Origin of the sequence: Aedoeadaptatus coli, assembly GCF_900343085.1 — a bacterium.
GTDB classification, from domain to species: domain Bacteria; phylum Bacillota; class Clostridia; order Tissierellales; family Peptoniphilaceae; genus Aedoeadaptatus; species Aedoeadaptatus coli.
The window spans coordinates 43,179-69,612 of record NZ_OPYI01000007.1 but is presented as its reverse complement, the minus strand read 5'-3'; the positions used below and the strand labels follow the sequence as shown (position 1 = coordinate 69,612).

Sequence of the window (26,434 nt, the reverse complement as noted above, 5' to 3'; positions counted from 1 at the left end):
GATAGGATGATAAAAGGTTTAACCGGCGATTCACCGGTTCTAAACTTCTTTGCCGCCATTACGGACATTCCCCGGTGCAGCAAAGAAGAAGAAAAAATCAGCGACTTCCTGGTTCAATGGGCCAAGGATCGCGATCTCGAGGTCATTCAAGATAAATGGAAAAACATCGTTATTAAAAAGCCCGCATCGAAAGGCTACGAAAACGAGCCCACCGTGATTTTGCAGGGCCACATGGATATGGTCTGCGAAGCGGTAAAAGGCTACGAACACGACTTTTCAAATGATCCCATCGAAGCCGTGGTGGAAGGCGATCGAATCATCGCGAAGAACACCACCCTCGGCGCCGACGACGGCATCGCCGTGGCCATGATGCTCGCCATCTTAGACGGCGACTACGAACACCCGGCGCTGGAATGCTTGGTTACCGTCGAGGAAGAAACGTCCATGGCCGGCGCCCACACCATCGACGGCAAGTATTTTGAAGGCCGCACATTAATCAACATCGACTCGGAAGAAGAAGGCATTATAACCGTCGGTTGTGCCGGCGGCATGGTGTCCGAAATTATCTTCGAAAAAGAATTTAAGGCGCCCGAAAAGGATACGTTCCTCGCCGTCGATCTCGGCGGCTTCCGCGGCGGCCACTCCGGCTCGGACATCGACGACGAGCGGGGCAATCCCATTCTCCTGCTGGCGCGGATCTTAAGAGAAGTCTCCTACGACTACGATTTCGAACTGGCTGATTTCTCCGGCGGTTCGAAGCCCAACGCCATTCCGAGAGATGCCGAAGCCCTTATCGGCGTCGACGCAAAAGACGTCGAAGCCGTCAAGGCGGCACTGAAGGCATCCGCCGACACGATCTTCAGGGAATTTGTCGCCACGGATCCCAAGGGCGCGCTTAAAATCGAAGCCGCCTCCGCCGACAAAGTCCTCGCTCAGGAGGTGGCCGACGGCGTCATCAATTACCTTCTCGTCGCACCCAACGGCGTCAACACCTTCAGCAAGAAAATCGAAGGCTTGGTGGAATCCTCCACCAACGTCGGCGTCGCCGCAAGTGACGATGAAAAAATCGTCTTTACCATGCAAATCCGAAGCGATGTGGAAAGCAAGATTCATGAAATCGCCCTGAAAAACCGCATCGCCGGCGAATTAAGCGGCGGCACCTTCCGAGAACTTTCCGCCTACGCCCCTTGGGAATACGCGGAAGAATCGCCTCTTCGGGACAAAGCCGTGAAATTATGGAAAGACATGACCGGCAAAGATGCCACGGTGGAAATGATTCACGCCGGCCTGGAATGCGGCATTCTGCAAGATTCCATCGGCAAGATGGACATGATTTCCATTGGCCCTGACATGGACGGCGTCCACGCCCCCGGCGAAAACTTGTCCATCGCATCGACCAATCGGGTCTTCGATTACCTTATTGAACTTTTAAAAATGAAAGGATAAATATGAGCCACGAACACGATCACGAACACGAACACGAACACGAGGAAATGGACGTCATTACGCTGACATTGGAAGATGACAGCGAATTGGACTGCGCCGTCATCGGCATTTTCCCCTTTGAAGAAAAAGACTACATCGCTTTATTGCCTTTAAAGGGCGACGAAGTGGACGAAGACGCCTCCGTTCTGATTTACGAATACACCGAATTGGAAGACGAAGAATTGGAATTGATCTTTATCGAAGATGAAGACTATTTCAACCGCGTCGCCGACGAATTCGAAAGTCTCTATGCGGAAGACGTGGAAGATCAAGGAGAATAACATTACGGAGCCATTTCCCTATCGAAGCTTCAGCGCCTACGCCAAGGATGCTTTCGGCATGAAAGTGTACAAGGTGCCCATCCACCTGAAGGGCAGCTGTCCCAATCGCGACGGCACCGCCGGGGTGGGCGGTTGCATCTTCTGCGGTGAAGAGGGAGGCAGCTTCGAATGGATTCAAGGAAGCGTACGGGAACAGTTTCGAGAAAACAAGGCGCGAATGAAGGCGCGGTACAAGGCCCAAGGCTTTATCCCGTATTTTCAAAATTTTACGGGCACCTACCTTCCACTGGCTGACTTTAAGGAAAATTTAGAGGCGGTGGCGGAAGAAGACATCGTCGGCGTCTCCGTATCCACGCGGCCCGACTGCGTGGACGACGACTATTTATCGGTGGCGAAGGAAATTTTTCCGGATAAGGTCGTCACCTTTGAATTGGGCCTGCAATCGGCCAACGAAAAGACACTGGATGCGATCAATCGCGGCCACGGCATCGACGAATTTATCGACGCGTCGAAGCGGATCAAGGAAAAAGGCCTGAGGCTTGCGGTCCACATGATTTTGGACCTGCCTTGGGACAGCCGAGACGACGTGCTTCGAGGCGCCGAGCTCTTGGCCCGCGTCGGCGCCGACGAGGTGAAGATACACAACCTTTACGTGGCGAAGCACACGAAGCTCGCCGACATGTACACCGCCGGCACCTTCGTGCCCCTTCCCATGGAAGAGTTTATGGAGCGGGTGATCTTATTTCTGGAGCATCTGCCTCCGGAGACGGTTATCGGCCGTCTCTTGGGACGTGCGCCGGAAAAAGACGTGCTGTTCGCCAATTGGAACAGAAGCTGGTACTACATTCGCGACGAAATCGTACGGCGAATGATCGAGGAAAATCGGCCGCAAGGTCATTTGTATAGGAAATAGAGAAAGGATGATTACAATGATTCGTTATATCTTAGGAGCAAAAGGTGCAGGAAAAACGAAATGGTTAATCGACCACGCCAATGAAGACCACGAAGGCGGCAACGGCAACATCGCTTTTGTTGAAGTCGACGACGACCACATTTTCAGCTTGGATTACAATGTGCGCTTAATCAATGCCACGGAATACAATCTCACCAATTTAGACGAATTCTACGGCTTCTTAAGCGGCATGTTCGCCATGGACTACGACTTGGAAAAAGTTTACGTCGACGGCATGTACAAGGTCATGGACCTCTCCATCGAAGACTTGAAAGATTTGGCCAATCGCCTGGAAGCGTTAGGCATGGAAAACCGTCAAATCTACATTAACGTCAATTACGTGGAAGCGGACTTCCCGGAAGAATTAAAAGAATACGCACAAGAAGTATCTTTGGAAGGCTAACGACTGACAGGGGATTGGAATGAAATCGAACAAGACATTTATCCGAATCGTGGCCGTAATTTTATGCTTAGCTATGGTGTTGCCGGTACTGATCAATGCATTCTTATGATGACGACCTCGTAACCATGGAGCCGATTTGCGACAAGTGGTTTCAGCACTTTATGGAAAGGCGCAGCGCCTTGATTCGCGCCTACGAGCGCGGCGATTTAAACAAAAAGGAATTTTTGCAGACGAATTTAAAGGACATGCACAGCAGCAATGTGCGCCCCTTTTTTCTCATCGATCGGCTGGAGAAGGGGATCTTTAATTACCAATACTACAACGCCTTGGCCAAAAGCTACCGCATGGAGGCTCGGCGCGTGAAGCGGATGCAGAAGAGCAATCGCGAGTATTGCCGCTCCCTTTCTTTGGCTGAAAAGTATTACGGAAAAAAGGACGACACGATCTTGGAAATTTTGGATTTTGTCGATTACAAAAATGTCTACGGCTACTTCGTTCACTGTGACGGCAAGAAATTGCAAGACCGTCTCTTTGAAATCGTCTTTATCGAGTATCCGGAGTATATTTTGCATTCCACGTCCAAACGGGTTTATGAAGCCTTAGTCGATCGGGGCGTTTTCATGGAAGAAAAGAAGCGCTCCAAAATCGACACCTACATTAACGACAGGTATTAAACCGAGAAAGGGGCAAGGATTGGATTACAAGCACTTAGAAAAGACGGATCTTGAGATCTATTCGCTGGTACAAAAGGAAACCGAACGGCAACAAAGTCACATCGAGCTCATCGCCTCGGAAAACTTTGTCTCTTACGCCGTCATGGAGGCCATGGGTTCTCCGCTCACCAATAAATACGCCGAAGGCCTGCCCGGCGCCCGCTACTACGGCGGCTGCCAAGTGGTGGACGAGGTGGAACAATTGGCCATCGATCGCTTTAAAGCCCTCTACGGTGCCGATCACGCCAATGTTCAGCCCCACAGCGGCGCCAATGCCAATATGGCCGTGTACCTGGGTCTCTTAAAGCCCGGCGATCGGATCTTGGGCATGAACTTAAGTCAGGGCGGCCACTTATCTCACGGAAGCCCGGTGAATATCTCGGGAAAATACTTCGACATCGTGGATTACGGCGTCGATGAAAAGACGGGACGCATCGACTACGACGCCTTTGAAGCAGCGGTGAAGAAATACAAACCGAAGCTCGTCATCGGCGGCGCGTCGGCCTATCCGAGAAAGATCGACTTTAAGCGCATGGCGGAGGTCGTAAAGGCGAGCGGCGCCTACTTTATGGTGGACATGGCCCACATCGCCGGCCTCGTGGCCACGGGTTATCACGAAAATCCCGTGCCCTACGCCGACGTGGTAACCACCACCACACACAAGACCCTCAGGGGCCCCAGAGGCGGCGCCATTCTCTGCACGGAAGAATTGCACAAAACCATCGACAAGGCCGTGTTCCCCGGACTGCAAGGCGGTCCTTTGGAACACGTGATCGCGGCAAAAGCCGTGGCCTTCCACGAAGCGGCGCAACCGGATTTCAAGGTGTACTGCAAGCAAATCATCGACAACGCCAAGGCCATGGAAAAAGTGTTCCTGGATCAAGGCGTGGACTTGGTTTCCGGCGGTACGGACAATCACCTGCTGCTCTTGGACCTTCGTTCCCTGAAATTAACGGGCAAAGAGGCTGAAAAGTTGTTAAACGACAGCGGCCTCGCCACCAACAAAAACATGATCCCCTACGATCCCGAATCGCCCATGGTGACCAGCGGCATTCGCATCGGCACCCCGGCCATGACGACCTTGGGCGCGAAAGAAGAAGACGCGGCCTATGTGGCGCAAATCATGGTGGATCTCTTGAAAAAAGAAATTACGGAAGACCAAGCAAAAGACCGCGTGCGGATTTTTTGCAAAAAATTTCCTCTGTACAAATAAAGCGGGAAGGACTCGAAAGAGTCCTTTTCTATTACGGCCATAGGAGGCGCCATGAACCCTTATGAAATCGACATCGTTCATAAAGCATTAAATACCATTCGCTCTGTCGATCCCGGGTCCATCGGCGAAGAGTTGGAAATCGAAGCGGGGGACCGATTGATCGCCATTAACGACAACGAGGTGCGGGATGTCATCGACTACCGCTACGAATCGGCCAACGAATACATTACCCTCACCATCGAAAAGAAAGACGGCGAACTGATTCTCTACGACATTGAAAAAGACGTGGAGGAGCCCATCGGGCTGAATTTCGTCACGCCGCTTTTGGATACGCAAAAGACCTGCTCCAATCGCTGCCTCTTTTGCTTTATCGACCAGATGCCGCCGAATATGCGAGACAGCCTCTACATTAAAGACGACGATTCCAGGCTCTCCTTTCTTCAGGGCAATTACATTACCCTTACCAATATAAAAAAAGAAGATTTCGATCGCATGATCGCCTACGGCCTGAGCCCCATCAATGTGTCGGTACACACGACCAATCCCGAGCTTCGGGTGGAGTTGTTGAAGAATCCCTCGGCGGGAAAGATAATGGAGGATATGAAGCGCCTGGCTGATGCGGGCATCGTCATGAACGCGCAAATCGTGCTGCTCCCCGGCGTGAACGACGGGGAGGAACTGAAGCGCACCTTGAGGGACTTGACATCTCTCATGCCTCAAGTGGCCTCCGTGGCCATGGTGCCCGTGGGTCTTTCTAAGTATCGTGAGAATTTGCCGAAGCTTTCTCCCTACACGAAGGATCAGGCGCGGGAAGTGATCGCCATTGCCGAGGCATTTGCAAAAGACATGCGGAAAATCTGTGGCCGCCACTGGGTCTACGCTTCCGATGAGTTTTACCTCATCGCCGAAAAGGATCTGCCCGAGGCGGATTTCTACGACGGCTACCCGCAGTACGAAAACGGCGTGGGCCTCATGCGCTCCTTCTACGAAGAATTTAAAGAAGCCCTGGATCGGGCGGAAGGGGCCCATCGTTCCAAAATCACTTTGGCCACGGGAGAGTATGCGGCGCCTCTTTTTGAAGAATTGGACCATATGATTCACGAAAAATTCCCCGGCATTCAATGCGACGTGGTTACCATAAAAAACGAATTTTTCGGCGACACGGTAAAAGTGGCGGGGCTCTTGACGGCGGAGGACGTGGTCCGTCAATTGAAAGGTAAAATCCACGATGCTATAATGTTACCTATGTCAATGTTTCGAAGCGACCGCGCCATTACATTAGACGATGTAACAGTGGATGCTTTGGAAAAAGAATTAGGTGCGAAGATTATCACCGTAAGCAACAACGGTGCGGAATTTTTAGAAAAATGTTTGGAGGTGCGTCCTGTTGAATAGACCGGTCGTCTGTATATTAGGTCGCCCCAATGTGGGGAAGAGTACCTTATTTAATGTGCTGACGCGCTCGAAAATATCCATTACCGAGGATACGCCGGGCGTGACGCGAGACAGAATCTATGCGAAGGCTACGTGGCTCGATCATGAATTTACTTTAATCGACACGGGCGGGCTGGACCCCTCCAGCGACGAGACCTTTATGCCTGAAATCATGGCCCAGGCGGAAGTGGCTGTGGAAAATGCGCAGATTATTTTATTTGTCGTCGATGGCAAGGAAGGCCTGACCACCGTGGACCGCGAAGTGGCCGCCTACATTCGAAAGAGCGGAAAAGAAGCCCTTCTCGTCGTCAATAAAATGGACGCCAAGGAATCGGAAGACCATCGCTACGACTTCTACGAGCTTGGTTTAGGCGAGCCCTACACAATCAGCGCAGAGCAGTCCCGGGGCATCGGCGATTTGCTGGATGCCACGGTGGCCTCCTTTCCAAAGGTGGAAGAGGATGATTTCCGCGACGAAATTAAAGTGGCCTTTATCGGAAAGCCCAATGCGGGCAAATCTTCTTTGGTGAACCGCATTTTAGGGGAAGAGCGCTCCATCGTGACGAACATTCCCGGCACGACTCGGGATTCCATTCACTCTTTCTTCGAATACGAGGACACGGACTACGTGCTCATCGACACGGCGGGCCTTCGAAAGCGCAAAAAAATCAACGAAAAAGTGGAACGCTACTCCGTGGTGCGTACTTTAAGAAGCATCGAGTTGGCCGACGTTTGCGTGCTTTTAATCGACGCCACGGAAGGCGTCAGCGAGCAGGATTCGAAGATCGCAGGCTACGCCCACGACAACAACAAGGCCATGATTATCGCCGTGAACAAGTGGGATGCCATCGAAAAAGAAACCCGCACCATGAAGCAATTCGAAGAGGCCATTCGCATGGAGCTGCCCTTTTTAAACTACGCGCCCATGATTTTCATCTCGGCCCTGACAGGTTCTCGCGTGGAAAAATTGTTGAACATGATTCACGTGGTCAACAACAATTACTCCCTCAGGATTCAAACCGGGGTCTTAAACGACATTATGAACCGGGCCGTCTTAATGAATCAGCCCCCTTCGGATAAGGGCAAGCGCGGGAAGCTTTACTACGCGAGCCAAGTCTCGGCCAGACCGCCGAAAATCGTGCTGTCCGTCAACGACAAGGAACTTTTCCACTTCACCTATTTGCGCTATTTGGAAAATCAAATTCGCGCGGCCTATCGCTTCGACGGCGTGCCCATTATTATGGAGTTGAGGAATCGATGAAGACGCTCCTCGTACTTTTTGCCTGCTACTTGGTGGGCTCTGTTTCAGGCGCCTATATTTTAAGTCGCGCGTTTTTCCACAAAGACATTCGCGACGAGGGAAGCGGCAATGCCGGCACCACCAATGCCGTGCGGGTCATGGGGAAGAAGCTGGGCTACACCACTTTCGCCATCGACGTATTAAAAGGCGTGGTGGCCATGGCTTTACTCGCGCCCATGCTGGACGAATCCATACGGCTCTTCGCCGCCCTCTTCGTCGTTTTAGGCCACGACTTTCCCTTTTACTTAGGTTTTCGCGGCGGCAAAGGCATCGCCACAACCTTCGGCTCCTATACGACGCTTCAGCCATTGTGGGGAGGCGTCGCGGCCATCGCCGGCGTCATCGCAGCGAAGGTCACCAAATACGTGAGCGTCGGGTCCCTGACCTTTCTCAGCCTGAGCAGTGCGGCCATGCTTATAAAATACGGAAGCATCGGCTACAATCGCTGGGCGATTCTCGCCGTGTGGTTGTTGGGCTTTATTCGCCATAAAGACAATTTGATTCGCTTGAAAGAAGGCAGAGAAAACAAGATCGGAGGTTGATTCGGTGAAGATCGGAATTTTAGGTTGCGGCAGTTGGGGCAGCGCCATTGCCAATCTCCTGGCCCGCATCGGCCACGAGGTGCATATGTACACACGCAACGAAAAACAATACGCGCGGATTCAATCGGTGGGGGACAATCCCGGCTATTTAGAGGATTTCACCTTCGATCCGTCGATTCAGGTGCACCTTTCTGTGGAAGAAACCATCGAAGGAGCAGATGGCATCGTCTTGGCCGTGCCCACAGGGGCGGTGCGCTCCACCATGGAAGCCGTGGCACGCTCCGGATCGAAAGCCCCGGTCATTAATCTGGCCAAGGGACTGGAGCAGGGAAGCCATCTGCGCCTCTCTCAAGTGGCCAAAGAAATCCTGCCCGATTCGCCCTACATCGTCTTATCCGGGCCTTCCCATGCGGAAGAGGTGGCGAAATTCATGCCCACCACCGTTTTGGTCTGCGCCGAAGACGAAAAACACGCCCTGTGGGCCCAAGACTTATTTACTTACGACAGCTTCCGCGTCTATGTTCAAGATGATATGATCGGCGTAGAAATCGGAGGCGCATTAAAAAACATTATCGCCCTCGGTGCCGGCCTTTCCGACGGCCTGGGCTACGGCGACAATGCCAAGGCCGCCTTGATGACCCGGGGCCTTACGGAAATTCAGCGTTTAGGCATTGCCTTGGGCGCGAAGCCAATTACCTTTCAAGGCCTTTCCGGGATCGGCGATTTAATCGTCACATGCACCAGCGTCCACAGCCGCAATTGGCGCTTCGGCAACCTCATCGGCAAGGGGACGGATCCCGATGCCGCCATCGAGAAAGTGGGCATGGTGGTGGAAGGGTATAAAACCACGAAGGCATGCTACGAACTCTCTCGGGAGCTTGGCATCGAAATGCCCATTACCGAAAAACTCTACGACGTCTTGTACCGCGGCGCCGATCCCGGGCAGGCCGTGTCGGATCTCATGCAGCGGCCCAATAAACACGAAAACGAGAAGATATTTTTACTATGACTCAAAGTTCGAACGTTCGAAAAAAAATTCGACGACGGCAGAACCGGAAGAAAAAGCGCAGGCGGCTTCTTCTTGTTATCCTTCTGTTGCTGATTTTAGCAGGTGGTGGCTACTCCCTTTACTACCGCCTGGTTTGTGCGCCTAAAACGGAGCAGCCCCAAGAGGTGTGTTTTCGCGACGTGGTCCGCGGCGACGGCTACCTGCTTTTCGACGAAGAGACGATCTTCACAAAGGCGAGCGGCACCGCCGTTTACAATGTGCGGGAAGGAAAGAAGGTGCCCAAGGGCTTTCGCGTGGCGGATATTAATGTCATGAACGACAATTCCAAGGTGAAGGACCAGCTCATTCGAATTCAGGCGGCCATCGACTTTAAAAACGACCGCACCTCGGAAAAATCCAAGGACAGGATCAACGAAGAAGACGAAAACGTCATTCGAAACATTCAGCGCTTCATTCGCGACGAGGATTACGAAAAACTGATTTCGTCCATCAACACCTTGGATTTAAGCACGAAACATACGGTGAATGTGTCGGAGCTCAACGAGTTGTTGAAGCTTTCCATTCCGGAGCTGGAGGAGAAAAAAGATCGGCTCACCCGCCGCATCGCCTCTACCAGCGCCGATTATGTGGCCCCTTCATCGGGGGTCGTCAGCTACACCTTCGACGATTTTAAGAAAGAGCTTTCCCTGGAAAATGACGACGACACATTTACCGCAGCCTATTTGAGCGGGGTGAGCATCGAGCCTTTGACCCGTGGCGAAAATCAGGTAAAAGAAGGCCGGGCATTCTTCCGCACCATCAGCGACACGGCCTATAAAATCGCCTTGCCTGTGGAGGACGCGCGATTGGTAAAAGACGAAATGGGAAAAATGGTGACGGTGAGAATCGGAAAAGTCGTCACCGAAGCGCGGGTGGAATCCGTGGTAGGCGACGACCATTCGCCGGTGGTGATTTTAAGCCTGCAAGATAAATTGCAGGAAGTCTATCGACCTCGGAAGCAAAAGACCACCATTATAAAAAGCGAATCCCCGGCTCTGAAGATTCCCACCACGGCCATCGTCAAAGGAAAACACGGCGAAAAAGGCGTCTACGTCGATGCCGTGCGCCGCTTCGTCACCTTTGTGCCCGTGGAGGTATTGTCGATTCGCGACAAAGCCGCTTACATCAGCATGGGTGACGACAAAGGCATGATAAAAAATAAAAAAGGCAAAAAAGTGACCACTTTGCGTCCCACCAACGAAATTATCGTGGAGCCGAAGAAGGTCCGCAAGGATAAAATAGTGTATTGATCACAGGAGGTGCGTATGTCGACGATTGGCGACGAACTCAAGCGGGTGCGAGAAGAAATCGAAGAAGCGAGACGCCACAGTTTAACCGGCGAGCCGGTGCAATTGATCGCCGTGACGAAAACCCACGGCGTGGATGTCATCGAGGAAGCATTGAAATGCGGCGTCACGGATATCGGCGAAAACAAGGTGCAGGAACTGACGCAAAAAATAGATGCCCTCGGTTCCCGTGTTCGTTATCATATGATTGGAAACTTGCAGTCAAATAAGGTAAAATATATCTACAATGATGTGGTTTTGATCCATTCACTGGACAGGCCGTCCTTGGCGAAAGAAATTCAAAAACGAGGATGCGAAACGGATCACGTCGTCCATTGTCTGTTGGAAGTAAATATCGGCGATGAAGCCTCCAAAGGCGGCCTGGCCTACGATCAGGTCCTGCCTTTTCTGGAATCCATCCTCGATTACTCCCATCTGAAAGTCGACGGCTTAATGACCGTCGCGCCCAATGTGGATGACGAGGCTTATTTAAGGAAGCTGTTTCGGAAAATGGTGGCCTTAAAAGAAGACATCGCCGGACGCCATTACGAAGGTGTCGACATGACTCACTTGTCCATGGGCATGAGCCAAGACTTTCACATCGCCATTGAAGAAGGCGCAAATATGGTACGCGTAGGCAGTCGCATTTTCGGTGCACGGCATTATTAAGGAGGAAATTATGGCAGATTTTGGTAACAAGTTAAAAAGGGCGTTCGGTTTCGGTGAAGATTACGAATACGACGACGAATACGATTACGCGGAAGACGACGCGTTTCAAACGACGGAAGTGGAACCCATCACCACGACCCATTCGCAAAAACCCGTGGCTCCACGCAGAAAAGACAGCGGCAATGTGTTGAGCATTCAAACGAAAGCCGCCATGGTCATTACGGTGCATGAACCCTTGAGCTACGACGAATCGCCGAAGATCGTCGACGACTTAAAGGAAAACAAGGCCGTCGTCTTAAATTTCGAACAACTGGATTTAGACGTGAAGCGGGAAATTTTTGACTTCGTCAACGGCGCCCTTTACGCTATCGAAGGCAAGATCCAAAAGGTGAACAAAGACATCTTTATTCTCGCGCCGGCGAACATCGCCATCGACGGCTTAAAAGAAGAATTACAAAACTCGGGCATCTTTCCTTGGTAAAGAGCCTTCGGAAGGATGAACTCCTTCGCCACATAAGAGAGCCTGAAAAAATCACTCGGTTGCGCCACGTTCTCGATCTGCCTGAAATCAGCTCGAGAAATTACAGGGCGACAGCCGGTGATTTTTTAGATCCCTACGAACAGAGCCTGGTGGCTTCCTGGGCCGGTCATTTCCCGGATGTGGAGACGTCTTTTGAGCCGGCGGGAAATTGGGAGCGGAAGATCCCGGTCTATAAGCCCTTTCCCGCGGAAGAGGAATTTGTCGCGGCCTTTTATCTGGAAGGCGGCGACTTCGATCACCGACAAATTCTCGGCTCCCTGTTGGGCATGGGCATCGAGCGGGATAAAATCGGCGACATCGCCCCCACCGACGAGGGGGCCTATGTCTTCGTGAAAAAAGAGATCGCGAATTTTATCGCCGTGAATTTCAGAAAAGTCGGCTCTGCGCCCATAAGCCTGAAAGAGATTCCGACGGCCTCCGTGCCTGAAATCGAAGAGGACTGGATTAAGTCCGCGGCCGTGGTGTCGTCCATGCGCCTGGATGCCGTGGTGCGGGCCGTGACCCACAAGTCGCGAGACGAAGTGAAGGGCCTCGTGGCCAAGGGCTTGGTGAAAGTTAACTTTAAGCGGGCGGAGAAGACCCACGACACCGTCGACCCCGGGGATCTGATTTCCGTGCGGGGATTCGGGCGCATAAAAATTTTCGAGCCCCTCTATGAGACGAAGAAGGGGAAAGTGCGCTTTCAGTACGGAACCTTAAACAGCAGATAGGAGCGCTATGGTTACATTAATTATTCTTTTACTGATCGCCTTGGATCAGCTTTCCAAACTCGCGGTCTTGGGCCACTTGGCAGGCGGCGGGGAAGTGGAGATTATCCCGGGCTTTTTTCGCCTGCTCTACGTGGAAAATCGCGGCGCCGCCTTCGGCATTTTGCAGGAAGGCCGGCCCCTTTTTATCGTGATTACCATCGCAGTCATCGGCGTTTTACTCTACGGCATTTACAGAAAGCGGGATGAAGTGAAAGGCCCCATGCGGGTGGCCTTGGTTTTGATTCTCGCAGGTGCCGTGGGAAACTTTATCGACCGGCTCCGCCTCAACTTCGTCGTGGACTTTTTGTCCTTCCGCTTCTTTGGCCGGGACTTCGCCGTCTTTAATCTCGCCGATTGTTTCATCGTCGTGGGCACGATTTTGCTTATGGTCCACGTCCTTTTCGGAGATGAGAAAAACAGCCATGCTTCATAAATATACGGCGGAGAATGCCGGCATCCGCTTGGACAATTTTCTTGCCGAAAAGCTCGAAATGAGCCGCTCCCAAGTGAAGCGGGCCGTAGACGAAGGGCGGGTCTCGGTAAACGGACAGAAGGTGAAGGCGGGCTATAAACTTCAAGAGGAGGATGAAATTTCCTTCGAAGAAGAAGCGCCCTATGTACTTGAGCCGAAGGACGTGCCATTCAAAGTTCTCTACGAAGACGAGCACCTGGCCTGCATCGACAAGCCTTACGGCCTCGTGGTCCATCCCGGGGCGGGCCGGGAAGAAGAAACCCTGGTTCACGGACTGCTGCACCGCTTCGATCACTTGGCGCAGGGAAGCGATCCCCTTCGCCCGGGTATCGTTCATCGCCTGGACAAGGATACCTCCGGCGTCATGGTGGTGGCGAAAACCGACGCCGCCTACGACGGATTGGTGGAAGCGTTTCAGGATCGGCGGGTGGAAAAGATCTATTACGCCATTTGCCGCGGCGTGATTCGGGAGGCGGGCATCATCGACTCGCCCATCGGGCGGGATCCGAAAAATCGCATTCGCATGGCGGCCGATGTGTATCCTTCGAAGGAAGCTCTGACAGAATATACGCCGGTGCTCGCTTTTCGCGACTCCACCCTGATTCGCGTGGCCCTTCACACGGGGCGCACCCATCAAATTCGCGTACACATGGCATCCGTCGGCCACGGGCTTTTAGGCGATCCCCTATACGGGGCAAAGAACGACAGGGAAAAAGAACTTTTGCTCCACAGTTGCCATTTGGCCTTCACCCACCCGATTACGGGGAATGAAGTGGCCGTCACGTCGAAACTTCCCGAGCGCATGCTCGCCTATATACGAAAGGAGAAAGGGGACCGATGCACAAGATTTTAGATGAACTTGCCATGAAACGGGCCACGGCTCGCATCGCCAATGAAATAATCGAGCGAAACAAAGGGCTGGACGACGTGGTCCTCATCGGCATCGTGACGCGGGGCGAATTTTTCGCTCGCCGCCTTCAGGAGAAGATGAAACAAATCGAAGGCGTGCATGTGCCGGTCTATACCCTTGATCCGAGTTTTTTCAGAGACGATCGACGGGACGAGGCCTTTTTGCCCATGGAATTTATGGGAAAAATCGACGGCAAGCGGGTGGTCTTGGTGGACGATGTCCTCTACACGGGCCGCACGGTGCGCGCCGCCATGGACGCTTTGATGGTGAAAGATCGGCCCAAGCTCGTGGAACTGGTGGGCCTCGTGGATCGTGGCCACAGGGAGCTGCCCATACGCGGCGATTTTATCGGCAAGAATGTTCCCACGGCACAGTCGGAAAAAATAATCGTACACTTTAAAGAATGCGACGGCGAAGATGCCGTCTATGTAGAGGGATAAAAAACCGGCGGCGTGATCTTTATGATCGCGTCGCCGGTTTTTTCTCGGATGAATTACAAGAGATCGATGCGCGCCTCTCGCGGCACGCGCTCCGAAGTAAAGACCTCGTCCACGGCGCGGATAATCTTGTTTCTCACCTCTTCGGATTTGGAAATAACCATGGTGTCACTCACGCCGGTGCAGTAGTTGATGACGTGGCAAATATTGGCGTAGTGGAGGCCCATTTCCCGCGCAAGAACCACTTCCGGCACATTGGTCATGCCCACCACGTCGCCGCCGATGGAGGCGTAAAAATTTATTTCCGCGCGGGATTCGAAGCGCGGGCCTTCCGTGGCCACGTAGACGCCGCGGGGAAGCTTTTCGCCGAAGGCCGCTTCGAAAGCGTCATTTAAGTTTGAGTCGTAGGGCTCGCCCATGGCGATGTGTTTCGCCGCCTCGTGATCGCCGTCGTAAAAGGTGTGGGGCCGGGTCTTCGTAAAGTCTAAAAAATCGTCGCATAAGACGACGGAATCGGGGCCGTAGGCTTTTTTTAAACTGCCCACGGCGCTGATGCCGTACACTTCCGTGACGCCGATTTCTTTCAGTGCCCAAATATTCGCCCGATAAGGCACCTTGTGCGGAGGAATGGTGTGATCCGTGCCGTGGCGAGAGACGAAAACATAGGGCTTGTTTTCGGGATAAATAAGCTTGGCCTCGCCGTAGGGCGTGGAAAAAATTTCTTCTTTGGCGGGAGAAAAGGGGGCTTCAAAGCCGGTGCCGCCGATGATTCCGTAATGCATGATAACCTCGTTTCTCTTTCCTGAATATGGTACTATTATACATGGAAAGAGAGGTTCGTATGGAATTTGACGGAGATTTAGCCTACATGCTTCAGGCGGAGCACGTGGCCTATTATAAAGACGGCGTCGTGTCGATTTTGGACCGGCGCATTTACCCGGTGCGGGTGGAATACGTGCGTTGCAAAACCCATGTGGAGGTTCGCGACGCATTGAGAAACATGGTGACCCAATCGGCGGGGCCTTACACGGCGGCGGCCATGGGCATGGCCCTTGCGGCCCACGAATCCCGCCACTTAAAAGGTGAGGCGCGGCTTCGTTACTTGGAAGAAGCGGCGGAGGTGCTGGCGAGCGGTCGCCCCACCACGGCCATGCGCATGGCACAGGTGACGAGGGGCGCCCTTTCTGTGGCAAAGGATCATTTGGACGACGAGGATTTGGATTTGATCCTTCGGGATCACGCCCTTCATTCCATGGAAAAGCGCTACGCCACTATCCACCGCGTGGCGAAGAATTTCATGGAGCTGTTGCCCGATGAGGGCACGGTCATGACCCAATGTTTCGGCGAAACCATTATCGGCATGTTGGCGCGGGAAATTATAAAAAGCGGCAGAGACATCAGCTTTGTCTGCCCGGAGACCCGGCCCTTCCTGCAGGGCGCCCGCTTTACCGCCTCGGTCCTGTCTCAAATGGGCCTGGACACCACGGTGATCACGGACAATATGGTGGCGGCCTACATTGAAAACCACGGCATCACTTTGTTTACCTCGGCGGCGGATTCTATTTGCATGGACGGCAGCATCGTAAACAAAGTGGGCACCTACCAAATCGCCATCGTCTCGGCGTACTTCGGCGTTCCCTATTACGCTACGGGGATTCCCGACATGGACGTAAAAAGTGCAAAGGACTTAACCATCGAAATGCGGGATCCCGAGGAAAGCCTGAGCGCCCACGGCATTAAACACACGGTAGAAGGCGTGAAGGGCTATTATCCGGCCTTCGACGTGACGCCGCCGAATCTTGTTACCGGCGTGGTGACGGATTTAGGCATTTTCAAATCGAATGAATTAAAGGAATACGAAAAGAAAAAAGGAGTGGGCGATTTTTATTTCGCCGTATAAGTATGAGCCAACGATTAGACAAGCAGATCGAATTTATTTACGCTTTGGAAAAAATGAAAAGCGTCTACCGCAGAACCCATCTCCTCCACGCCGATCGCTTTGAAAACGACGCGGAACACAGCTTTCATATTGCGGCCATGGCCTTTATTTTAAAGGAATATGCCCCGGAGGGTGTGGACATGGAGCGGGTGGTGTTTATGCTCTTGTTCCACGATGTGGTGGAAATCGAAGCGGGGGACACCTTCGCCTACGACACGGAAAACAACAAGACCAAGCGGGAGAGGGAAGTGCGCGCGGCAGAGCATTTGTACGGCATGCTTCCCGAAGAGCAGGGAAAAGAGCTGCGCGCTCTCTGGGAAGAGTTTGAAGCCCAAGAGACGGCGGAGTCGCATTTCGCCCTGGCCATGGACCGAATCGAGCCCATTCTGCTCAATGCGGCCGGTGGCGGCGGCACCTGGACAAGCCACGAAATCAAGCAGAAAGACGTCTACGCGCGCATCGAGCCGGTGCGGGAATTTCCGCCCCTGTACGCCATGATCAAAGAAAAAGTCGACGCGCATTTTGAAGGGAGAGTGAGTCCATGACGAAGATTCTACTCGTCGAAGATGAGGTATCCATTCGTAAATTTATTAAGATTAATTTGGAGCGGGAAGGCTTCGACGTATACGAAGCGGGAAGCGGCGAAGAGGGCCTTGAAATCGCCGAAAGGGAAAAGCCCGCCATCGTGCTTTTGGACATTATGCTCCCGGGCATCGACGGATTCGAAGTGTGCGATCGCCTGAGAAAATCCTTCCCGCACCTGGGCATTATCATGCTCACGGCAAAGGCCGAGGACTACGACAAGATTATGGGCCTGCAAAGCGGCACCGACGACTATCTCACCAAGCCCTTTAATCCCACGGAGCTTACTCTGCGGATTAAATCCCTGGAGCGACGCCTCGGCGGCGAAGACAGAGGCGAGAAAAAGGGCGAGCGCTTTTTGGAATCGGGGATCTTTAAAGTGGACGTCTTCGGCCATAAGTTTTACAAAAACGGCAAGGAAATCGAGCTGACGCCCACGGAACACGAAATCGTCAAGTTTTTCATTACCCACGCCAACCGCGCCTTGAGTCGCGACGAGATTTTAAACGCCGTGTGGGGCGAAGAATTTTTAGGGGACAGCAAAATCGTCGACGTTAACATTCGCCGCCTCCGCTCGAAAGTGGAAGAGGACGCCGCCCACCCCGTCTATATTGAAACCGTGTGGGGCGTGGGCTATCGCTGGAAAAACACAGCCAACGACGCATGAAGCACTCCATTCGTAAAACGGTGACGCGAAATTTCGTCGCCCTGATTCTCTTAACCGTGAGCCTTTTGGACTTGGCTCTGATTTTAGGCTTTCGCGAATACACCTACGGCGGGGTAAAATTCTACTTAAATCAACAATTGGACAGCGCCGTCTACACCTACGACCGCTATTTTAAAAGCCGAAGCATCGACGAACTTTTGGACGGCGACTACGACATGATCTTTAATCAATTCGGCGGCCAGGTGCAGATGATCGACAAGGACGCCCAGTTGGTCTACGATTCCATCGGCGCCATCAACGATCCGGTGAAAGATTATACGGATGTCATTCAGGCGCTGAAAGGAAAAGCCGGCTTTCGCATCGGCCCCGTGCCTTATTCCGACACGAAACTCTTGTCCGTCTCCCGCCCCCTCTATTCCAATGACAATCGAGTGATCGGCGTCTTGCGCTACTCCTCGTCCTTGGGACCGGCCATTCACTCCGTCTGGACCCTGAGCCGCTACCTGCTTCTTTTAACGGCCTTTGTCATGGCCATTGCCGTCGTAGTCAGTCGCATGTTGGCGAAGAGCATTACAAGGCCCATCGAGGAGATTCAGTCCACTGCCATTCAATTGGCCGACGGGCAGTACAAAAAACACATCGTCATGAAGCGAGACGACGAATTGGGGCAATTGGCCCAGTCCATTAACACGCTGGCTGCGGAAATCGTGCGAAAAGAACAGGTGAAAAACGACTTTATCTCCTCCATTTCCCACGAACTGCGCACGCCCCTCACTTCCATCAAAGGCTGGGCAGCAGTGCTGAAGGACACGGATCCGTCGGAGACCGAAGTCATGAACGAAGGCTTCGAAATTATCGAAAAAGAAACGGATCGTCTGTCGAAAATGGTGGAAGAACTCTTGGATTTTTCCAGGTACATTTCCGGGCGGATCACCCTGAAAAAAGATCGCTTCGACATTACCTCCATCTGCGAAGATGTGTGGAAGCAAATGAAGCCTCGAGCCTCGAAAGAGAACATTCACTTAATTAACGAAATCAATGAAGAAGTGGTGCTTCTGACAGCCGATGAAGACCGCCTGCGCCAGGTGCTCATTAATCTCATCGACAACGCCATAAAATTCACCGATCCCGGCGGATGGGTGCTTTTTGAAGCGCGAAAAAATTTCCCGAACTACGAAATGATCATCTCCGATAACGGCGTGGGCATGGACGAAAACGAACTGGCCCTGGCCAAGGAAAAGTTTTACAAGGGCAAACACTCCAACTCCCACTCGGGCCTCGGCCTTTCCATCGCCGATGAAATCGTAAAGCTTCACAACGGCGCCATACAAATCGTATCGGAAAAATCCGTGGGAACCACCATTCGAATCATCATACCCTTGGGAAGCGAGGCGGACGCATGAAAAAACAACTTCCGATCCTACTCCTGCTCCTGTTTTTAACGGCCTGCGGCCCCATTAAGGGCGACTACCGCATCATCGAAAAGCCCGCCCTCAACCGATCCCCCCTTCAGGGCCGTTGGGTGGTGACGAAGATTCAAACCGTCACCGACGACAGCGTCGACCTTCGGCCCGTCATCGGATCCGACGCCATTTTCGCCCCCATGGGCGGCATCTTTAACGGCCAGCGCATCGAGAATCCCACCTATGTCATTCGCAAAGGCAAGACTGACTATTTAATGAAAGTAGGGTATAATAAGACGAAAGACGACGTGGGCATCGCCGGAGACAATTTGTTTATCATCGACATCTACCAAGACGATGAAAAACTCTTTACCGTGTACCGCGAAAAAGACGATGTGGCATACATGGACATCTACGGCAATCTCTTGCAATTGGTCAAGACGAAAGGCAGCCTCGACGAGCGTCAATTAAAAAATCTTATGGAACAGGCCGACCCCCATCGGACGTATTACTCCCGGGTGCCCGGCAAGTAGGAGGATCACATGATATCGAAAATTTCTGAAAGTTTAAACGGAAACTTGCAGTATATAGGCATATTGGTACTGGCGGTAATCATCGCCCTTATTCTAACCTTCGTCATCAATATGATGGGGAAACAAATGAAATTTATGCGCTACCTACCCGGTTTGGCCCTGGTATTTATCGGCATGTTTTCATTGATTATGGTGTTGAATCGCCTCTTCGAGCGCTCAAGTCTCACCAATATATTTATCTCCGTGGTCTGTATCACGGCGGGCATCTGCTCTCTGCTCTTCGCCCTGTGCATCGGCATCTACAATAAAGACCGCTACCCGGACGGTTCCCGGGAAAGCGAGCGCCGCCGGAGAGAAAACTAAACAGAAGAAATGGATTTGTCGCTTAGGCGGCAAATTTTTTTGTATTTTTAAAAAACAATCTTGCTATAATAGTGGGAAAGAGCATAAGAGGAAGAGAAATGCCAACTGAATTTTGACGGCATCAAAAATTGAGGAATAAAACAATTGTGCTAAATGGGGATTTAGTATATATTATTGAGTATAGCTGGGAGGATTTATGAACGTCGGCGAAACGGGCGAAGGGATTGCGGCGAAGTTTTTGGAAAAACAGGGCCACGAAATCCTGGAGCGAAATTTTCGATTTCAACGTGGTGAAATCGATATCATAAGCTTTACGAAGGGCATCGTGGTCTTTACAGAGGTGAAGACGCGGACCAATGTCTCCTACGGCGACCCGAAGGATGCCGTAGATATCTTTAAACGGCGCCAGATCTATATGACCGCGGAGCACTACCTGACGCAGCGATCGCCTTTTTACCGTGCGGCCCGTTTCGATGTGATCGAAGTGTTTTTAACGGACAAGCCGATGATTCATCACATAAAAAATGCCTTCGACGGAAATGACTTGGGGGAATGACATGTATGCCAGAGTGAAAACCTGTAGCTTAGAAGGATTAGACGGATTTGTCGTGGAAGTCGAATGCGATTTAAGTCGCGGGCTTCCGCGCTTTCTTATGGTCGGCTTGCCCGACGCGCAAATTCGCGAATCCGGCGAGCGGGTTCACGCGGCGATTAAAAACATCGGCATGCCTTACCCCCAACAGCGCATTACGGTGAATTTATCTCCCGCAAATCGCAGAAAAGACGGATCCCAAATGGACTTGGCCGTGGCTGTGTCCATCTTGGCCGCTGAAGGCTTCGGCGATCCGAAAGTTATCGACGATTACATATTTTTAGGAGAGCTTCAGTTAAACGGCGAAATCTCCGCTATTCGCGGCGCCCTTCCCATGGTGATTTCTCTACGTGAGCTGGGTTACAAGAAGTTCATCGTTCCGAAGGCTAATGAAAACGAGACGGCCATTGTTCGCGATGTCAGCATTTATCCCGCCTCCGATTTAAAAGAAGTGGTCTCCCTTCTGACCGGCGAATCCACCATCGACGAGGCCGTGGTGGAAAATCCGATGGATCACATGAAGACCTACGACGTGGACTTTGCCGATATTAAGGGGCAAAGTCAATTGAAGCGCGCCCTGGAAGTAGCGGCGGCGGGGGCCCACAATCTCTTAATGATCGGCCCGCCGGGAAGCGGAAAGAGCATGAGCGCCAAGCGCCTGCCCACGATTTTGCCGCGCATGGCCTTCGAAGAGGCCATCGAAGTGACGAAGATCTATTCCGTCTCCGGTCTTTTAGCGGAAAACAGGCTGATGACGGAGCGGCCTTTCCGCTCGCCCCACCACACGGCCTCCGGCGTGTCCTTAATCGGCGGCGGTCGCATTCCGAAGCCGGGAGAAATTTCTTTGGCCCACCGCGGCGTCTTGTTCTTGGACGAGATTCCGGAATTTCAGTCCAGTGTTTTGGAAGTGCTGCGCCAGCCCATGGAAGACGGGAAAATTCACGTGGCTCGAGCCACGGCAAGTTTGGAATTTCCCGCGGATTTTCAGCTCATTGCCTCCATGAATCCTTGCCCTTGCGGCTATTATCAGGATCCCAATCACGAGTGCAGTTGCAGCATGCAGCAGATTCAAAAGTACCTGGGAAAGATTTCGCATCCCCTCTTGGATCGCATCGATTTGCAGGTGGAAGTGAAACCCATTAGTTACGAAGACATGAAGGAAACGGCACAGGGCGAAGATTCGAAAACGGTACGGGAGCGTGTGGAACGGGCCCGCGGTTATCAAAAAGCTCGCTTCGAAGGCACGGGCATTATGACCAATGCGGATATTCCCGATCGCGACGTGGAAAAATACTGCCGTTTGTCCCCGAGTTCGCAAAAACTCCTGGACATGGCCTATAAGAAATATAAATTCAGCGGACGCTCCCTACATAAAGTGCTGAAGGTGGCCCGTACCATCGCCGATTTACGGGACGGCGGGCCCATTACGGACCAAGACGTTTTAGAAGCCGTGCGCTACAAATCTGTGGAGGGAAAATATTGGTCGGAATAAGAGAAGATTTACGGTCCCTGTTTGTCCGATTGTCCCTCGCCGGCATGCCCAATGCCGAAATGATGGAGCTTTACGGCTACATAACCGAAGAGGAAGGACAGTTGTCCCTTTTCGAAAACGACAACATTCCGGAAAAGTTAAAGACGCGCACGGACATGTTTTTGAAACGGGATTTGAGCAAGCGAGAAAGCGTTCTTGAAACCCAGTGCATACAGACATTAGTTGTCGGCGATGATTTTTATCCCGAGAAACTGGCCCTTACACCGGATCCGCCCATGGTGATCTATGCCTTGGGCAATTTGGAACTCATGGCGAAGCCGGCCCTTTCCGTGGTTGGCGCGAGAAAACACACGGATTACGGCCAGAGGGTGTGCAAAAAATTCGTGTCTCAACTGGCGGCATCGGGCCTCGTCATCATCAGCGGCCTGGCTCTCGGGATCGACAAGCTGGCCCATCAGGCCACGCTGGACGCCGGCGGCGAAACCATCGCCGTCTTGGGAAACGGCATCGGCGACTGTTATCCCAGGAGCAACCGGGCCTGTTACGAGGCCATTAAAGCCACGGGGCTGATTTTAAGCGAGTATCCGCCCTACACATCGCCCCAGCCTTTCCGCTTTCCCGAGCGAAATCGCATCATTGCGGCTTTAGGCGATGGGGTCTTGGTGGTGGAAGCCAAAGAAAAAAGCGGCTCTTTGATCACCGCGCGCCTGGCGGCGGAATACGGCAGAGAAGTATTTTCCGTCTGCGGCAATGTGGATTCCATTTACAGTCAAGGCACCAACCGCCTGATTTTCGACGGCGCGTCCATCGCCCTTTCCCCGGAAGACATACTGGATCATCCGGTCTATCAGATGAAAAAAGAGAAAACTTCGCCGGATCTTTCCGAACTCTCTTTGGAAGAAAAAACATTGTATGATAGTATAAGGGACGGCCATCAAAATACGGAGGCCCTTATGGAGCATATTGGTTGGGATATTACCGACGTGTTAAGCGTATTAACCATGTTAGAATTAAAAAATTACATTACAGGTGTGGATAGCAACTGCATCGAAATACTTTAGTGCAGGAAAGGATTTGGAATAATTTGGCAAGGAATCTGATCATCGTGGAGTCACCCACAAAGGCAAAGACCATCCGCAAAATGGCGGGCAGCCATTATAAAGTCGTGGCCACTGTGGGGCATATTCGCGATTTGCCTAAGTCGAAATTAGGCATCGATATAGAAGACAATTACCAACCGAAGTACATTAACATTCGGGGCAAGGGCCCGGTTATTAAAGAGCTGAAGGCGGAAGCGAAAAAAGCCAACAAAGTGCTTCTCGCAACCGACCCGGATAGGGAAGGGGAAGCCATCAGTTGGCATTTGACCCATATTTTGGACATGGATCCCGAGGATAATGTACGGATTTCGTTTAACGAAATTACGAAAAATGCCGTGAAAAACGGGATAAAAAATCCTCGGCCCATCAATATGGAATTGGTCGACGCTCAGCAGGCTCGGCGAATCTTGGATCGCCTGGTGGGCTATAAAATCAGCCCGCTCTTATGGAAGAAGGTCAAATCCGGGCTCAGCGCCGGGCGGGTGCAGTCGGTGGTTTTAAAGATTATTTGCGACCGCGAAGAGGAGATCAACGAGTTTGAACCCTCGGAATACTGGACCATCGTGGCGAAAGCCCTGAAAAACCGAAAAACCTTCGAGGCGAAGTATTTCGGCACCATTAAAGACGGAAAAATTCAATCGGTGACTTTAAATACCAAAGCCGATGTGGACGCCGTGATGAAGCGCATGGACGAGAAGGAATTGGTGGTTTCGGACATTCAAAAGGGATCGAGAAAGCGCCGCACCTTGGCGCCCTTCACCACCTCCACCATGCAGCAGGAGGCGAACAAGCGCCTGAATTTCACCACCCGCAAGACCATGCAGGTGGCGCAAAAGCTTTACGAAGGGATCACCATTCCCGGGGAAGGCTCCGTGGGTTTGATTACCTACATGCGTACGGACTCCACGCGGATTTCCGAACAGGCCGTGGCCCAAACGAAGGCCCATATTTTAAAGGCCTACGGGGAAAAATACAGCGCACCCTCCACTTGGTCGAAGAAGAAAGAAAACACCCAGGACGCCCACGAATGTATTCGCCCGGCGGATGTGAGTCGCACGCCGTTGAGCTTAAAGGAAAGTTTGGGGCGCGACGAGTTCCGCCTTTATGAATTGATCTGGTCCCGCTTCGTGGCCTCGCAAATGACGGCGGCCCTTTACGATACGCAAAAAGTGAAGCTTTCAAGCCGCACGGAAATGTTTCAAGTGAACGGCAATACCCTGGTGTTCGACGGTTTTTTGAGGGTCTTTCCCTCGAAGGATCAAAAGGACAAGGAGATTCCCGCCTTCGAAGTGGGGGAACACGTAAAAGTAAAAGAGATTTTCCCGGAACAACACTTTACCCAGCCGCCGGCCCGATACAACGAAGCGTCCCTGATTAAGCTCTTGGAAGAGCTGGGCATCGGCCGCCCCAGTACCTACGCGCCGATTATTAACACCCTGCTTTCCCGCTACTACGTGGTGAGCGAGGAGCGGCGCTTCGTGCCCACGGAGCTCGGGGAAACGGTCAATGATCTTTTAACGGATTACTTCCCCATGTTTGTGGACGAGGATTTTACGGCGAAGATGGAACACAGTTTGGATGCCGTGGCCGACGGGGAACTCGCCTGGCAAAAAGCCGTGGATCCCGTGTACAAGCAACTGGCCGAGTACCTGGAGCGAGCGGAAAAAGAAATCGAAAAAGTTGAAATTCGCGACGAGCCCACCGACGTGATCTGCGAAAAATGCGGTCGGAATATGGTGATTAAAATGGGTCGCTACGGCAAATTCCTCGCCTGTCCGGGCTTTCCCGACTGCCGAAACACCAAGGCCTTGGTGGAAAAAATCGGCGTGAAGTGCCCGAAATGCGGCGAAGGGGAAATCGTCATTAAAAGGAGCAAGCGGGGGCGGAAGTTCTTCGGCTGCGACAAGTATCCCGATTGCGATTTCGTCTCGTGGGACGAGCCTATCGACGAGCGCTGCCCGAAATGCGGCGATATATTGACGAAAAAGACCACGAAACGCGGTACGCGCATCCAATGCCACAATTCGGATTGCGATTACCAACGCACGGAAGGCGACGAGTCAAAAGAATCATAGTGAAGGCGGGCATGGGATGGACCGCAATTTTTGGAGGCAGTGATGGACAAGAAATTTTCCTTTTCCGCATCGAAAGATAAAGGGCAAATGAATGCCCAATCGACTGTTTCGGCGGGCCGCGTCAGTGCCGTCCAATTAAGCGAAAAAATATTAAATGATGCCGCCGAAGCGTGCTGTTCCGACGTGCATATTGAACCGGCCGGTGAAAACTGGCGGGTTCGTATGCGTCGTAACGGCACGCTCTTTTTGTATGACACCTACCCGAAGCGATTGTACTCGGAATTTGTCACGCGGATCAAATTTCTTTCCTCCATGGACATCGGCGAAAAAAGAAAGCCCCAAGACGGCCGTTTCACCTTTAATCACGACGGTCGCGACGTGGACGTGCGGGCATCGGCCATTCCCGTGAAGGGCGAGGAGAAGCTCGTGCTCCGCCTCTTGGACAGAAGCGGCCTAAACTACACGCCGGAAGGCATCGGCTTGGATGGAGAGAACTTGGCCTTGGTTGAAAAGCTGCTGCGCCAGCCCCTGGGCCTGGTTTTAATCTGCGGGCCCACGGGCTCCGGGAAGACTTCCACCCTCTATACCTTCATTCAGCTCTTAAACAGTGTAGAGCGAAACATCCTGACCATCGAAGACCCCGTGGAATTTGCCATGGAAGGGATCAATCAAATGCAGGTGAATCCCAAGGCGAACATCACTTTCTCCACGGGTCTGGAAGCCATGTTGCGTCAGGACCCGGAGGTCATGATGGTGGGGGAAGTTCGCTCCATGGAAACGGCGGAGATCGCCTTGAGGTCTTCCATCACCGGGCACCTGATCTTCTCCACGCTCCACACCACGGATTCGCCTTCGGCCATCATCCGCCTCATGGACATGGGCATCGAGCCCTACATGTTGTCGGCAGGAATTATCGGCGTGATCTCCCAGCGCCTCGTTCGAAGGCTTTGCGACCATTGTAAAAAAGAAGTTTACAGAAAAGACGATTACTTCCATATCGACGGGGCCACCTACGAGGCCGTGGGCTGCGAACACTGTTTTGAGGGCTACACCGGCAGGGAGGCCGTCTTCGAAATAATGGCCATGAACGAAAAAATCCGCGACTTAATTAAGCCCGGCGTCACTTTAGATGCCCTGCGGGATGCGGCGGTAGCCTCGGGCATGATTCCATTGAGAGACGCTCTGCGTGAGAAGATTCTTGCGGGAGCCATCAGCCTCGACGAAGCCTACCGCACCATTATGACCATGTAGGT

General features: G+C 52.4%; 29 protein-coding genes. 28 read left to right on the top strand and 1 reads right to left on the bottom strand.

Annotated features, from left to right (window positions below; genetic code table 11):
* Positions 1-6 precede the first annotated feature (6 nt).
* The 17 genes from DG046_RS05000 (at position 7) to pyrR (ending at position 14,438) form a co-directional block, all read left to right on the top strand.
* Complete coding sequence (locus DG046_RS05000; protein WP_108831457.1) at positions 7-1,446, top strand: aminoacyl-histidine dipeptidase; 1,440 nt, start codon at positions 7-9, stop codon at positions 1,444-1,446.
* Positions 1,447-1,448: 2 nt separating this feature from the next.
* Positions 1,449-1,766 carry a DUF1292 domain-containing protein gene (locus DG046_RS04995; RefSeq protein WP_108831456.1) on the top strand — a complete coding sequence of 106 codons (318 nt, stop codon included), beginning with the start codon at positions 1,449-1,451 and terminating at the stop codon, positions 1,764-1,766.
* A complete protein-coding gene (gene mnmL, locus DG046_RS04990) occupies positions 1,735-2,679 on the top strand; it encodes a tRNA modification radical SAM protein MnmL/YtqA (RefSeq protein ID WP_108831455.1) in 945 nt (314 codons plus the stop codon). The genes DG046_RS04995 and mnmL overlap by 32 nt, the downstream gene beginning before the upstream one ends.
* A gap of 16 nt (positions 2,680-2,695) precedes the next feature.
* Positions 2,696-3,121 carry a hypothetical protein gene (locus tag DG046_RS04985; RefSeq protein WP_108831454.1) on the top strand — a complete coding sequence of 142 codons (426 nt, stop codon included), beginning with the start codon at positions 2,696-2,698 and terminating at the stop codon, positions 3,119-3,121.
* A gap of 95 nt (positions 3,122-3,216) precedes the next feature.
* Complete coding sequence (locus DG046_RS04980; protein ID WP_159082067.1) at positions 3,217-3,795, top strand: DUF6648 family protein; 579 nt, start codon at positions 3,217-3,219, stop codon at positions 3,793-3,795.
* A 19-nt stretch (positions 3,796-3,814) separates the two neighbouring features.
* A complete protein-coding gene (locus tag DG046_RS04975; RefSeq protein WP_108831452.1) occupies positions 3,815-5,047 on the top strand; it encodes a serine hydroxymethyltransferase in 1,233 nt (410 codons plus the stop codon).
* Positions 5,048-5,098: 51 nt separating this feature from the next.
* Positions 5,099-6,442: a DUF512 domain-containing protein gene (locus DG046_RS04970; RefSeq protein ID WP_108831451.1), complete on the top strand. Its 1,344-nt coding sequence runs from the start codon at positions 5,099-5,101 to the stop codon at positions 6,440-6,442.
* A complete protein-coding gene (gene der / locus DG046_RS04965) occupies positions 6,435-7,742 on the top strand; it encodes a ribosome biogenesis GTPase Der (RefSeq protein ID WP_108831450.1) in 1,308 nt (435 codons plus the stop codon). Before DG046_RS04970 ends, der begins: the two co-directional genes overlap by 8 nt.
* The gene (plsY, locus tag DG046_RS04960; RefSeq protein WP_108831449.1) at positions 7,739-8,323 is read left to right on the top strand and encodes a glycerol-3-phosphate 1-O-acyltransferase PlsY; all 585 of its coding nucleotides are present in this window, start codon (positions 7,739-7,741) and stop codon (positions 8,321-8,323) included. The genes der and plsY overlap by 4 nt, the downstream gene beginning before the upstream one ends.
* A 4-nt stretch (positions 8,324-8,327) precedes the next feature.
* Complete coding sequence (locus DG046_RS04955; protein WP_108831448.1) at positions 8,328-9,332, top strand: NAD(P)H-dependent glycerol-3-phosphate dehydrogenase; 1,005 nt, start codon at positions 8,328-8,330, stop codon at positions 9,330-9,332.
* Positions 9,329-10,621, top strand: coding sequence for a biotin/lipoyl attachment domain-containing protein (locus DG046_RS04950; RefSeq protein WP_108831447.1), 1,293 nt, complete (start codon positions 9,329-9,331; stop codon positions 10,619-10,621). The genes DG046_RS04955 and DG046_RS04950 overlap by 4 nt, the downstream gene beginning before the upstream one ends.
* Before the next feature lie 15 nt (positions 10,622-10,636).
* Positions 10,637-11,326 carry a YggS family pyridoxal phosphate-dependent enzyme gene (locus tag DG046_RS04945; protein ID WP_108831446.1) on the top strand — a complete coding sequence of 230 codons (690 nt, stop codon included), beginning with the start codon at positions 10,637-10,639 and terminating at the stop codon, positions 11,324-11,326.
* 10 nt (positions 11,327-11,336) lie between these two features.
* Positions 11,337-11,807 (top strand): cell division protein SepF, encoded by a 471-nt coding sequence (locus DG046_RS04940; protein ID WP_108831445.1) that lies wholly within the window; start codon positions 11,337-11,339, stop codon positions 11,805-11,807.
* A complete protein-coding gene (locus DG046_RS04935; RefSeq protein WP_108831444.1) occupies positions 11,801-12,577 on the top strand; it encodes a YlmH family RNA-binding protein in 777 nt (258 codons plus the stop codon). Before DG046_RS04940 ends, DG046_RS04935 begins: the two co-directional genes overlap by 7 nt.
* Before the next feature lie 7 nt (positions 12,578-12,584).
* The gene (gene lspA / locus DG046_RS04930; RefSeq protein ID WP_108831443.1) at positions 12,585-13,049 is read left to right on the top strand and encodes a signal peptidase II; all 465 of its coding nucleotides are present in this window, start codon (positions 12,585-12,587) and stop codon (positions 13,047-13,049) included.
* Complete coding sequence (locus DG046_RS04925) at positions 13,039-13,941, top strand: RluA family pseudouridine synthase (protein WP_108831442.1); 903 nt, start codon at positions 13,039-13,041, stop codon at positions 13,939-13,941. The genes lspA and DG046_RS04925 overlap by 11 nt, the downstream gene beginning before the upstream one ends.
* The gene (pyrR, locus tag DG046_RS04920; RefSeq protein WP_108831441.1) at positions 13,926-14,438 is read left to right on the top strand and encodes a bifunctional pyr operon transcriptional regulator/uracil phosphoribosyltransferase PyrR; all 513 of its coding nucleotides are present in this window, start codon (positions 13,926-13,928) and stop codon (positions 14,436-14,438) included. Before DG046_RS04925 ends, pyrR begins: the two co-directional genes overlap by 16 nt.
* A gap of 53 nt (positions 14,439-14,491) precedes the next feature.
* On the opposite strand, the gene DG046_RS04915 is transcribed toward pyrR, so the two are convergent.
* Complete coding sequence (locus DG046_RS04915) at positions 14,492-15,217, bottom strand: MTAP family purine nucleoside phosphorylase (protein WP_108831440.1); 726 nt, start codon at positions 15,215-15,217, stop codon at positions 14,492-14,494.
* A gap of 59 nt (positions 15,218-15,276) precedes the next feature.
* On the opposite strand from DG046_RS04915, the gene DG046_RS04910 reads away from it, so the two are divergent.
* From DG046_RS04910 to DG046_RS04860, 11 genes are all read left to right on the top strand, one after another.
* Positions 15,277-16,335, top strand: coding sequence for a s-methyl-5-thioribose-1-phosphate isomerase (locus tag DG046_RS04910; RefSeq protein ID WP_234411459.1), 1,059 nt, complete (start codon positions 15,277-15,279; stop codon positions 16,333-16,335).
* Between the two features lie 2 nt (positions 16,336-16,337).
* Complete coding sequence (locus tag DG046_RS04905; RefSeq protein WP_108831438.1) at positions 16,338-16,919, top strand: HD domain-containing protein; 582 nt, start codon at positions 16,338-16,340, stop codon at positions 16,917-16,919.
* Entirely contained in the window at positions 16,916-17,623 is a 708-nt protein-coding gene (locus tag DG046_RS04900; RefSeq protein WP_108831437.1) for a response regulator transcription factor, read from the top strand. Before DG046_RS04905 ends, DG046_RS04900 begins: the two co-directional genes overlap by 4 nt.
* The gene (locus DG046_RS04895; RefSeq protein WP_108831436.1) at positions 17,620-19,026 is read left to right on the top strand and encodes a sensor histidine kinase; all 1,407 of its coding nucleotides are present in this window, start codon (positions 17,620-17,622) and stop codon (positions 19,024-19,026) included. The genes DG046_RS04900 and DG046_RS04895 overlap by 4 nt, the downstream gene beginning before the upstream one ends.
* Entirely contained in the window at positions 19,023-19,559 is a 537-nt protein-coding gene (locus tag DG046_RS04890; RefSeq protein WP_108831435.1) for a hypothetical protein, read from the top strand. Before DG046_RS04895 ends, DG046_RS04890 begins: the two co-directional genes overlap by 4 nt.
* A gap of 9 nt (positions 19,560-19,568) precedes the next feature.
* The gene (locus DG046_RS04885; protein WP_199909585.1) at positions 19,569-19,922 is read left to right on the top strand and encodes a cytochrome C biosynthesis protein; all 354 of its coding nucleotides are present in this window, start codon (positions 19,569-19,571) and stop codon (positions 19,920-19,922) included.
* Positions 19,923-20,118: 196 nt separating this feature from the next.
* Positions 20,119-20,478: a YraN family protein gene (locus DG046_RS04880; protein ID WP_108831434.1), complete on the top strand. Its 360-nt coding sequence runs from the start codon at positions 20,119-20,121 to the stop codon at positions 20,476-20,478.
* A gap of 1 nt (position 20,479) precedes the next feature.
* A complete protein-coding gene (locus tag DG046_RS04875; protein ID WP_108831433.1) occupies positions 20,480-22,006 on the top strand; it encodes a YifB family Mg chelatase-like AAA ATPase in 1,527 nt (508 codons plus the stop codon).
* A complete protein-coding gene (dprA, locus tag DG046_RS04870) occupies positions 21,994-23,067 on the top strand; it encodes a DNA-processing protein DprA (protein WP_108831432.1) in 1,074 nt (357 codons plus the stop codon). Before DG046_RS04875 ends, dprA begins: the two co-directional genes overlap by 13 nt.
* A gap of 23 nt (positions 23,068-23,090) precedes the next feature.
* On the top strand, positions 23,091-25,181 hold the full coding sequence (gene topA / locus DG046_RS04865; protein ID WP_108831431.1) for a type I DNA topoisomerase: 2,091 nt from the start codon (positions 23,091-23,093) through the stop codon (positions 25,179-25,181).
* Positions 25,182-25,223: 42 nt separating this feature from the next.
* Positions 25,224-26,432, top strand: coding sequence for a GspE/PulE family protein (locus DG046_RS04860; RefSeq protein WP_108831430.1), 1,209 nt, complete (start codon positions 25,224-25,226; stop codon positions 26,430-26,432).
* Positions 26,433-26,434: the final 2 nt, after the last annotated feature.